Here is a 10,579-nt window from a genome sequence, read left to right as displayed (position 1 = left end):
GCATTGGTGCAGCTTCAGCCCGATCCGGTGCTCGACGAGGTGGGCACGGCGTTCGAGCTGGTGCGCGATAAGGGACTCGTCGCGGTAAGTGAGGACCGTATCGCGTCTGCTGCGGCGCGCGCGATAGGCAGCGGCGATCCGGCGACGGTGCGGAGCAAGGCCGATCTGATGGCAGCACTGGCAGTCGCAACCGGGCGCGAGGGGAGCGATCCTCGAATATTGGCGGGGGTGGCAATCGACGCGATGGTAGCCGAGACGGGGTATCCGGGAGGGTACATCGACATCGACGCGGTGTTGCGTGCCGCCGAGCAGCCGCAGGGCCATGAAAATCGGAGTCCGGGGTTGGCGGTGCGGCGAGAAGGCGACGTCGCGATTGTGACCTTCGCTCGGTTCGAGCGGGATAGCCGGAAGACTGTCAATGCGTTGGCAAAGGAGCCTCCGGTCGCAACGGCGCGTGCAGTTGTGCTCGACTTGCGCGGCAATACCGGCGGACCGTTGTCGACCGCCGTCGAGATCGCTGATCTGTTTCTCGATCAAGGTGAGATCGTGAGGCTGTGCGGGCGGCAAGCCGGGGATTGCGAGCGGCAATTCGCTCAAAAGGGTGACGTCGCAGGGGGACGTCCGATCGCCGTGCTGATCGATGGCAAAGTCGGTGGAGGGGCGGAAATCCTTGCCGCCGCCCTGCGTGACCATGGGCGCGCGCGGATCGTGGGTGAAACCAGCTTTGGAAATGGCGTGATCCGGACTTTGTTACAGTTGAGCCGTCGCTCCGCCCTGAGCCTCACCACTGCGCAAGCGTTCAGACCGAGCGGTGCGCCGATTCAGGGCACTGGCGTAACGCCGGATGTGATGGTTCCGGCGACCGCTGATGGTGCCGACGGTGCACTTGCAGCCGCGATCACGCTGCTGGGAGGTGGAGCGTGAACGCCCGGCCCGACGATTTCCTCCTCCACTCCTTGCGTTTCGCCGCTGCACGCGAGAACGGTGCTTCGGCACGCATAGCAATAACGGAAATGACGATGACCACCCGTACCGATTGGACCCGCGACGAGATCGCCGCGCTGTTCGACCTGCCGTTCATGGAGCTGGTCTATCAGGCCGCCACGGTCCACCGCGCGCATTTCGCGGCGGATGAGGTGCAGATGTCGACCTTGCTCAGCATCAAGACCGGCGGGTGTCCGGAGGATTGCGGCTACTGCAACCAGTCGACCCATGCCGAGACGGGGCTGAAGGCGACCAAGCTGATGGATGTCCGCGCGGTGCTGCAGGCGGCGGCGCAGGCCAAGGACAATGGCTCGTCGCGCTTTTGCATGGGCGCGGCGTGGCGCAATCCCAAGGACCGCGACATGCCCGCCATCGTCGAGATGGTGAAGGGCGTGCGCCAGATGGGCATGGAAACCTGCATGACGCTGGGCATGCTGACCGAGGGTCAGGCGGCGCAGCTGGCCGAGGCGGGGCTGGATTATTACAACCACAATATCGACACCTCGCCCGAGCGCTATGGCGAGGTGATCACGACGCGGACGTTCGAGGATCGGCTGGAGACGCTGGACCATGTGCGTGATGCGGGGATCAACGTGTGTTGCGGCGGTATCGTCGGAATGGGCGAAACGCGCGGCGACCGCGTGGGGTTCATCCACGCGCTGGCGACGCTGCCCAAGCATCCCGAGAGCGTGCCGGTAAACGCGCTGGTGCCGGTCAAGGGCACGGTGCTGGGCGACATGCTCCACGACACGCCGCTCGCGAAGATCGACCAGATCGAATTCGTCCGCACGGTCGCCGTGGCCCGGATCACGATGCCGGAATCCATGGTGCGCCTGTCCGCGGGTCGCGAGAGCATGAGCGATGAGACGCAGGCCCTGTGCTTCATGGCGGGGGCGAATTCGATCTTCACCGGCGACAAGCTGCTGACCACCGGCAATGCCGGGGACGACAAGGACGCGGCGCTGTTCGCGCGGCTGGGGATGCGGGCGATGGCGGGTGAGGTGAAGGCGGAGCTGGAGGCGGCGGAGTGATGCGCCTCCAAATTTTGGTCGGCACCTACATCGTCGGATCAATCGCGTTGGCAGTTTTCGTGCTCGCGCACGGCTATGCTTACTCGGGTGCAGAGTTTCATTGCCTTGATCTGCGAGGCGACCTTTCTCGCTGCATTCGCTCAATCCAGCAACCAATTGAGATCAAGGCGGGCATCGCCGCGTTGATCTGGCTCGCAGCGACCGGACTAATCATCCGAGAGTGGAAGAAGAAATAATGTTCAAGAAAATCCTGGTCGCCAATCGGGGCGAGATTGCGTGTCGGGTGTTCCGCACGGCCAAGCGGATGGGGATTGCGACGGTCGCGGTCTATTCCGATGCCGATGCGCGCGCGCCGCATGTGTTGATGGCGGATGAGGCGGTGCGGCTGGGGCCTGCGCCGGCGGCGGAGAGCTATCTCAAGGCGGAGCTGATCCTCGCCGCGGCCAAGGCGACGGGCGCGGATGCGATCCATCCGGGCTATGGCTTCCTGTCGGAGCGCGAGAGCTTTGCCAAAGCGTGTGCGGAGGCGGGGATCGCCTTTGTCGGGCCGCCCGCCAATGCGATTGCGGCGATGGGCGACAAGATCGAGTCCAAGAAACTCGCCAAGGCGGCGGGGGTCAATGTCGTTCCCGGCTATCTGGGTGAGATCGCCGATACCGATGAGGCGGTGAAGATCGCGTCGGACATCGGCTATCCGGTGATGATGAAGGCGTCGGCGGGCGGCGGCGGCAAGGGGATGCGGCTGGCGTGGAGCGAACAGGACGTCCGCGAAGGCTTTGAGGCGACCAAGCGCGAGGGGCTGGCGTCGTTCGGCGACGATCGCGTGTTCATCGAGAAGTTCATCGAACAGCCGCGCCATATCGAGATCCAGCTGATCGGCGATCAGCATGGCAACATCGTCTATCTGGGCGAGCGCGAATGTTCGATCCAGCGGCGGCACCAGAAGGTGGTCGAGGAGGCGCCGTCGCCCTTCGTCACGCCCGAGATGCGCCGCAAGATGGGCGAGCAGGCGGTCGCGCTGGCGCGGGCGGTGGGCTATTATAGCGCGGGGACGGTCGAATTGATCGTCTCGGGTGCCGACAAGACCGGCGATGGCTTCTACTTCCTCGAAATGAATACCCGGCTGCAGGTCGAGCATCCGGTGACCGAGGCGGTTACGGGGTTGGACCTTGTCGAGCAGATGATCCGGGTGGCGGCGGGCGAGAAGCTGGCGTTCACGCAGGATGAGGTCACGCTGACCGGCTGGGCGATCGAGAACCGCGTCTATGCCGAGGACCCGTATCGCGGGTTTCTGCCGAGCACCGGGCGACTCGTGCGCTATGCGCCCCCGGCGGCGCAGGAGACCCCCTATGGCGCTGTCGGCGGCGACGGCTATGTCCGCGTCGATGATGGCGTTGCCGAGGGGGGCGAGGTCAGCATGTTCTATGACCCGATGATCGCCAAGCTGATCACCTGGGGCAACACCCGCGACGAGGCGGCCGATCTGCAGGTCGCGGCGCTTGACCGGTTCCAGCTGGACGGGCTGGGCAACAATATCGATTTCCTGTCGGCGCTGATGCAGCATCCGCGCTTCCGCTCGGGCGCGCTGACCACCGGTTTCATCGCGGAGGAATATCCCGAGGGGTTCGAGGGGGCGCCCGCCGACGCGACGCTGCTGCGCAAGCTGGCGGCGGTGGCGACGGTGCTGGACCTGGTTCAGGCTTCCCGGGCGGTCGAGATTTCCGGGCAGCTCGCCACGCCGACCATGTCGACCGAGCGCGTCGTGCTGATCGGCGGCGAGCGGTTCGATATCAGCGTCGATGGCCACGCCGGAGGGATGCTGGTCAACTTCGACCCGAATGAAGCGCCACTCGACATTGCCACGGGCTGGCAGCCGGGGCAGCGGCTGGCGCAATTCCGAATCGATGGCGAGGAATTGCTGAGCGTCGGCGTGCAGCGTGGCCGTGCAGGATGGACGCTGCGCACGCGCGGAGCGGCGCATGACGTCAAGGTCTATGCACCGCGCGTCGCGGAACTCGCCGGCCACATGATCGAGAAGATTCCGCCGGACATGAGCCGCTTCCTGCTCGCGCCGATGCCGGGGCTGTTGACCCGGATCGAGGTGGGCGAGGGCGAGAAGGTCGAGGCGGGTCAGCCGCTCGCCGTCGTGGAAGCCATGAAGATGGAGAACATCCTGCGCGCCGAGAAGGCGGGCGTGGTCAAGGCGATCAACTTCGCTGCGGGCGACAGCCTAGCGGTGGATGCGGCGATCCTGGAGTTTGAGTGAGGCTTGAGGCCGACGCGGCCTTGAGAAACTGAAGAAGAAGCCCCCCCCAACCCCTCCCGCAAGCGGGAGGGGCTAAGAAGAAGGTGGTCGCTCCGACCTCAAGCCATCGGCGGGGTTGCGGGCAGGACCACGGTGATGCGCAGGCCGCCGATCGGGGAGTTGCTTGCCTCGATCCGGCCGTGATGCCCCTCGACGATCGCGCGGGCGGTGGCGAGGCTGAGGCCCGATCCGCCGGGGGTTTCCTTGGCGTTGGCGCGGTAGAAGGGCTCGAACAACTGCTGGGCGAGCTGCACATCGATGCCCGGGGCATTGTCATCGACAATCAGCCGCCACGCGTCGCGCTGGCTTTCCAGGCCGAGCACGATGCGGCCGCCGCGCGGGACGTAGCGCATGCTGTTTTCGATCAGCGCGCCGAACAATTGCTCGATCCGTTCCGCGTCCCACTTCACAAGGATGGTGTAAGGCGGGAGATTGCTGGTTTCGAGGCGCACGCCCGCCGCTTCAGCGCGCTTGGCATGGCTGTAAATCGCATTGTGGATCAGCGCGCGCGGATCGACATCGGCAAAACGCAGCGGAAGGCGGCCGAGATCGGCGAGCGCGACGGCGTGAAGATCCTCGGCCATGCGGGCGAGGCGGTTCTGGTCGGCCTCGATCGCGGCCTTGAACTCGGGCTCGGCGGTCAGTGCTTCCTGAAGCTCCGACAAATGGCCGCCGAGCGAGGCGATCGGCTCGCGCAGCTCTTCGGCGATCATCACCAGCCAGGTGCGACGCGCGGTCTCGATCCGCTCAAAGCGGTTGGCGATGCGGCGCAGGTTGCGCATTGTACCGACGATCTCACGCGGGCCGCGCTCGTCGAAATAGATGTCGCCATCGCCATCGGCGACCTCATGGCTGAGGCGCAGCAATTCGCGCTGGGGCTTGGACCAGCGCCCGGCCAGCCAATAAGCCGCGCCGAGCAGCAAGGCGAGGAGGCCTGCGAGGATCGCGCCGATCCCGATATAATGGTCGCGCAGCAGCGCGCGGTCGCGATCAGCGAGCTGGGGCGACCGGACGATTCGGGCGCTGGCAACGGTGCGGCCACCGACAACGATCGGGCGGTCGAGCAGCGCAGGCCCGGCGGCGGGACCGCCGAGCAGCCGGTCGTCGGCACCGACGATCGCCACGCGGCCGCCGAGCACATTCGGGTCGCGCCGGTCGAGTTCGGCAACGATGCGATCATAGGGTTTGCCGGCGGCGGCGGCTTCAGCGGCGAGCGCGGCAAAGGCGTCGAGCTGTGCGGCATCGCGGCTGCGCAGCGCGCGCTCGCTGGTGGTGTAGACATTCCACAACAACAGCCCTCCGCCGACCGCAACGATCAGCAGCGCCTGCGCCGCCAGTGCCGTGAACATGCCCCGAAACAACCGCACTCTCATCTCCCCATCCGATCCGTCCCCCGACGGACCGGTCCCGAAAATCGCCTATTCGATCCCGGCATCGAGCGAATCCAGGATCCGCGCGCCCGCCATGAACACCGCGATGGGGCAGACTGCGAACAGCAGCCATCCGCCAAAGCCGGGATATTGCTCCAGATAGTGAATGCCGCGCTCAACCGCCCCGACGCCAAGACCGTAGATCACGGCAAACGCCTCGAATCTCGTCTTGATCGTGAAGAGGCGTTTGATGCGTGACAGCATGGCAATCGTTACGCAAGAGACAGGCCAAGTGCGGAAATGCGCGGCTTCGCATTAACGACTATGGTTACCTGTCAATTAACCCGACAGTGATGCCGGATCGATGTCGAGCGCGTCGAGCAGCGCGGTGCGCGCGGTTGCAATGCGGGCGATCAGCGTGGGGTCGCCGATCTGGTCCTGGGCGATGGCATCGGGCCAGTGCGTCTCGATCACTGCGGCGATGCGGTCGAGCTTTGCCGGATCGACGAGGAAGCGGGGGTCGACGGTCGCCGGGTCGGCAACGACGCGCAGGCGCAGACAGGCGGGGCCGCCGCCATTGGCCATCGATTGGCGGACATCGACCACTTCGAGGTGACGGATCGGCCCGTTTCCGGCGAGATGGCGCTGGAGCCAGCTCCATACGCTTGGAGTATCGCGGGCTTCGGTGGGGAGGATGAGGCCGGTCTCACCGCCCGGCAGCGTCACCAATTGGGCGTTGAACAGATATGAGCTGATCGCGTCGGCCAGGCTGACTTCGGCAGTTGGGACTTCCACGATTTCGACGCGGGGCATCAAGCGGCGCAGATCGGCGTAAAAGCTGTCCTTGTCGGCGAAGGCCAGTTCGTGCGCGAAGAGGATGTTGGCGTTGGCAACCGCGACGACGTCATTGTGGAACGCGCCGGCGGCGATCGCTTCCTCGGACTGCTGGACGAACAGCGTGCGTGCAGCGTCTAGCCCGTGGCGGCGGACGACGGTTGCGCTCGCCTCGCGATGCTGGCGGGCGGGGAAGGGGCCGCCGCTGATGCCATAGACGAACACCTCGACGCCGGGCGCGTCATGGTCGGGGGCAAGGCGCATATGGTTGGCCGCGCCTTCGTCTCCGAACGGGGCGGGGACGGGGCCGTGGACGCGGAAGGCATCGTGCGCGAAGGCGAGGCGGAGCTGGGCCAGCGTCTCGGGCCATTCATGGCTGCGATGCGGCATCGTGACGAGGTTGGCGACGGTCAGGTGGCAGCGTCCGTCGGCTGTGTCGGGCGCGGGGGAGACGGTGGCGGCGTTGGCGGCCCACATTGCAGAGGCCGACAGCGCCTGCGCCTGAAGGTGCGGCGCGGCGTCGGCATAGGTCGTGGCAAGGCTGTCCAGCCAGCGATGGTCGGGCCGGGCATGGGGCAGCAGGATGCCCTGGGTCAGCCCGAGCGCGAGGTTGGCGCGCATCTTGGCAATGCCCTGGAGCGCCGCCGCGCGGGGTTGCGACAACGCCCCCTGATTGCGCGTGGCGGCGAGGTTGCCGTGGCTTAAGCCGGCATAATTGTGACTGGGACCGATGATACCGTCGAAGTTGATCTCAACGCGGGGCATGGCACACGTCCTGGCCCACGCCGACGTCGAGCAGTGCGGCGGCGGCGGGGTCGAGCGTTACGCCCTCATCGCCGCGCTTGATCCGGCCGTGACACGCGCGGAACTCGGCGAGCGTGCCGCGCGCGATAATGCTCGCGTCCCCGCCGGGCGCGATGTGCGCGACTGGCTGGGTCCGGCAGTCGCGGATCGTCACGACATTGTCGGTCCGTGCGGTCATGGTCGGGCCGCCGTCGAAAATGTCGATGTAATTCTCGAACGCGAACCCCTCATGCTCGAGCATCCGCATCGCCGCGCGGCCGGAGGGGTGGGGGACGCCGATGACGCTGCGCGCATGGTCGGTGAGCATCGCGGTATAGACCGGGTGGCGCGGCATCAGGTCCGCGATGAACTGGTTGCCGTGGATCGCGTTGAATTCGTCGGCCTGCTGGAAGCTCATCCCGAAGAAACGCCCCGCAACGCCGTCCCAGAAGGGCGATCCGCCCGCCTCGTCGATCACGCCGCGCAGTTCGGCGAGAATGCGGTCGGCGAAGCGCGCGCGGTGCATCGCGATGAACAGATAGCGGCTGCGGGCGAGCAGCATGCCAAGGCCTCCGGCACGCTCGCCGGGGTGGAGGAACAGCCCGCCAACCTCGCTCGATCCCTCCAGATCGTTGACGAGGTTCAGGATCTCCGCGCGGAAGGTGCGGCCGAGCGCCTCGCTATGCTTGGTCACCGTGCCCATGCGGTAGGAGTAGAAGGGCCAGCGCTGACCGACCTGGGTGAAGATCTGGCACGTGCCGCGCACCTCCTGCGTCGCGGTGTTTTCGAGGACGAGGACGAACAATTCGTCCTTCTTTGCGTCGTCGGTGCGGGCGAAGGCCTCGGCGCTGCGCTCCAGCTTGGCCTTGAGCGCGGGCTTTTCGGGAGGAAGGTTGGTGAAGCCGCCGCCGGTGAGCTTGGCCATCTCGTAGAGATGCTGCAGGTCGTCGGCGCGGGCGGGACGGATGATGAAGGTCATACGCGGCCCTTTTCGATGATGCGCAAAATGGTCAGCGCCGACAGGGCGGCGCGTTCGGGCAGGCTGTCGGCGATCAGAAATTCCTCCTGCGAATGAATGGCGCCCCCGCGCGCGCCCATCGTGTCAACGACGGGGACGCCGCAGGCGGCGATGTTGTTGCCGTCGCACACGCCGCCGGTGGCTTTCCAGGCGACGGGGATGTCGAGATCCGCGCCGGCTTGCTTGACCAGACCGAACAGCCGCTCGGCACCCGGGTCGAGCGGCTTGGGCGGGCGGTTGAAGCTGCCATGGACATGGACCGAGACATCATGGTCGGCGGCGATCGCGTCGGCGAGTGCGTGGACTGCGGCCCCGGCGCGCTGGATGGCGTCGGGCGAGGCTGGGCGGAAATTGACGCGCAGGATCGCGAGATCGGGGACGACATTGTTCGGCCCGCCGCCCTCGATCCGCGCCGGGTTGACCGATAGGTCGTCGGTCATCAGCTGTGACAGCCGCAGCGCGAGATCGGCGGCGGCGACCAGCGCGTTGCGACCGTCGCGCGGGTTGCGACCGGCATGCGCGCTGCGTCCGCGCACGACGATCGAGAAATTGCCGGTGCCGCCACGCGCGCCCGCGAGCGTGCCGTCGGGGAGTGCGGGTTCGTAGGTCAGCGCTGCGACCTTGCCCTTTGCTGCCTGTGCGATCAGCGCGGCGGACGCGAAGGAGCCGGTCTCCTCATCCGAGTTGACCACGACTTCATAGCCGAACCGCGCCGCCGCCGGGGTCGCCTCGACCGCTTGCAGTGCGGCAAGCATCAGCGACAGGCCGCCCTTCATGTCCGCTGCGCCGGGCGCGTTGAGGATGCCGTCGGGGAGCCAGGTCGTGCTCTGGAACGGGTGATCGGCGGGGAAGACGGTGTCCATATGGCCGGTGAACAGCATCTGCACCGGAGCCTCGGGCCGCACGCGCAGGTGGACGTGGCGACCATGTGCGAGCGATTGCACCGTGCCGCTGGTATCGACCATCTCGACCGGGCTGGGTTCGACCAGGGTGAGGTCGCCGGGCAAGGCGGCAAAGGCGTCGGCGAGCAGACCCGCCATCGTCGCCAGCCCATCCAGATTGCGCGTGCCGCTATTGACCGCGACCCAGCGCTCGACCTGCGCCAGCATCGGCGCGGCGCGGGCCGCCTCGACCGCGGCGGCTTCGATTGTGTTCAGCCCCATGCAGGGGGTGTATCGGCTCCCGCGCGGCGGGTGAACCCCCTGTGGCTGGAAAAGTAACGCTTGTTACGAGTTAGAACAGTCGCGTGAGCATGTAGAACAGCGCGCCGACCGCTGCCGAAGCCGGAATGGTGATGACCCACGCCGCGATGACATTCTGCGCCACGCCCCAGCGCACCGCGCTCGCGCGGCGGGCGGTGCCGGCACCGATGATGCTTCCGGTGATCGTATGGGTGGTCGAGACGGGGATGCCGAGCAGCGACGCGGTGAACACCATGATCGAGCCGCCGGTGGAGGCGCTGAACCCCTGATGCTGCGACAATTTTGTGATGCGCGTGCCCATCGTTTCGATGATCTTCCACCCGCCCGACAACGTGCCCAACGCGATCGCGATGTAGCAGGCGATGGCGACCCAGTGCGGCACGTGGAACTCGCCCGACAGATAGCCGGTCGAATAGAGCAGCACGGTGATGATCCCCATCGTCTTTTGCGCGTCATTCAGGCCGTGCGCGGTCGAATAGGCGGCGGAGGAGGCGAGGTGGAGCCAGCGGAAGCTCTTTTCGGCGGTGCGGTTGCTGACGCGGTGGAGCGCCCAACTTGAGAGGAGCATCACCAGCATCGCAAGCAGCATGCCGAGCAAGGGCGATAGCACGATCGCGATGAGGGTCTTGTTGAGGCCGCTCCACTGGATGCCGGTAAAGCCCGCATGCGCGACGCCCGCGCCGACGATCCCGCCGACCAGCGCGTGGCTGGACGAAGAGGGGATGCCTTTCCACCAGGTGACGACGTTCCAGAACATCGCCCCGACCAGCGCGCCGAACACGACTGAAGGGGTGACGAGATCCTTGTCGATCAGCCCCTTGCCGATCGTTTCGGCCACCTTGTGCAGTTCAGGCCAGGCGAGCGTCAGAAAATAGGCGGCGAAGTTGAAGAAGGCGGCAAAGCCGACCGCCTGAACCGGGCCGAGCAGGCGCGTCGCGACGACCGTGGCGATCGAGTTGGCGGCGTCGTGCAGGCCGTTCAGAAAGTCGAACGCCAGCGCGAGGATGATCAGGCCGACGAGCAGCGGAAAGGCGAGTTCGTGCATCGGATCG

10 protein-coding genes are annotated in these 10,579 nt (G+C 66.4%); 4 read left to right on the top strand and 6 right to left on the bottom strand.

The features are described 5' to 3' along the window. Window positions 1-6 precede the first annotated feature (6 nt). The 4 genes from KYX69_RS15110 (at window position 7) to KYX69_RS15095 (ending at window position 4,281) form a co-directional block, all read left to right on the top strand. Complete coding sequence (locus KYX69_RS15110) at window positions 7-924, top strand: S41 family peptidase (RefSeq protein ID WP_300498675.1); 918 nt, start codon at window positions 7-9, stop codon at window positions 922-924. Window positions 925-1,013: 89 nt separating this feature from the next. Next, window positions 1,014-2,015, top strand: a complete 1,002-nt coding sequence (gene bioB, locus KYX69_RS15105) for a biotin synthase BioB (RefSeq protein WP_300498647.1) — start codon at window positions 1,014-1,016, stop codon at window positions 2,013-2,015. Beyond that, a complete protein-coding gene (locus KYX69_RS15100) occupies window positions 2,015-2,251 on the top strand; it encodes a hypothetical protein (protein ID WP_300498646.1) in 237 nt (78 codons plus the stop codon). Before bioB ends, KYX69_RS15100 begins: the two co-directional genes overlap by 1 nt. After that, window positions 2,251-4,281 carry an acetyl/propionyl/methylcrotonyl-CoA carboxylase subunit alpha gene (locus KYX69_RS15095; RefSeq protein WP_300498645.1) on the top strand — a complete coding sequence of 677 codons (2,031 nt, stop codon included), beginning with the start codon at window positions 2,251-2,253 and terminating at the stop codon, window positions 4,279-4,281. Before KYX69_RS15100 ends, KYX69_RS15095 begins: the two co-directional genes overlap by 1 nt. A 98-nt stretch (window positions 4,282-4,379) precedes the next feature. Here the strand turns inward: KYX69_RS15095 and KYX69_RS15090 are convergent, their stop codons facing one another. The 6 genes from KYX69_RS15090 to KYX69_RS15065 all read right to left on the bottom strand — a co-directional run bounded on the left by KYX69_RS15090 (window position 4,380) and on the right by KYX69_RS15065 (window position 10,572). Further along, window positions 4,380-5,687: an ATP-binding protein gene (locus tag KYX69_RS15090; RefSeq protein WP_300498644.1), complete on the bottom strand. Its 1,308-nt coding sequence runs from the start codon at window positions 5,685-5,687 to the stop codon at window positions 4,380-4,382. Between the two features lie 51 nt (window positions 5,688-5,738). Beyond that, entirely contained in the window at window positions 5,739-5,954 is a 216-nt protein-coding gene (locus tag KYX69_RS15085) for a hypothetical protein (protein WP_300498643.1), read from the bottom strand. 75 nt (window positions 5,955-6,029) lie between these two features. Continuing rightward, complete coding sequence (locus KYX69_RS15080) at window positions 6,030-7,289, bottom strand: N-succinylarginine dihydrolase (protein ID WP_300498642.1); 1,260 nt, start codon at window positions 7,287-7,289, stop codon at window positions 6,030-6,032. Continuing rightward, window positions 7,276-8,286: an arginine N-succinyltransferase gene (locus tag KYX69_RS15075; protein ID WP_300498641.1), complete on the bottom strand. Its 1,011-nt coding sequence runs from the start codon at window positions 8,284-8,286 to the stop codon at window positions 7,276-7,278. The genes KYX69_RS15080 and KYX69_RS15075 overlap by 14 nt, the downstream gene beginning before the upstream one ends. Beyond that, window positions 8,283-9,488, bottom strand: a complete 1,206-nt coding sequence (locus KYX69_RS15070; RefSeq protein ID WP_300498640.1) for a hydrolase — start codon at window positions 9,486-9,488, stop codon at window positions 8,283-8,285. Before KYX69_RS15070 ends, KYX69_RS15075 begins: the two co-directional genes overlap by 4 nt. Window positions 9,489-9,558: 70 nt before the next feature. Continuing rightward, complete coding sequence (locus KYX69_RS15065; RefSeq protein ID WP_300498639.1) at window positions 9,559-10,572, bottom strand: inorganic phosphate transporter; 1,014 nt, start codon at window positions 10,570-10,572, stop codon at window positions 9,559-9,561. Window positions 10,573-10,579 lie beyond the last annotated feature (7 nt).

The organism is Sphingomonas sp. (genome assembly GCF_030145815.1).
GTDB lineage: Bacteria > Pseudomonadota > Alphaproteobacteria > Sphingomonadales > Sphingomonadaceae > Sphingomonas.
The sequence above is the reverse complement of the archived record's forward strand: the minus strand, read 5'-3'. Positions and strand labels throughout refer to the sequence as shown.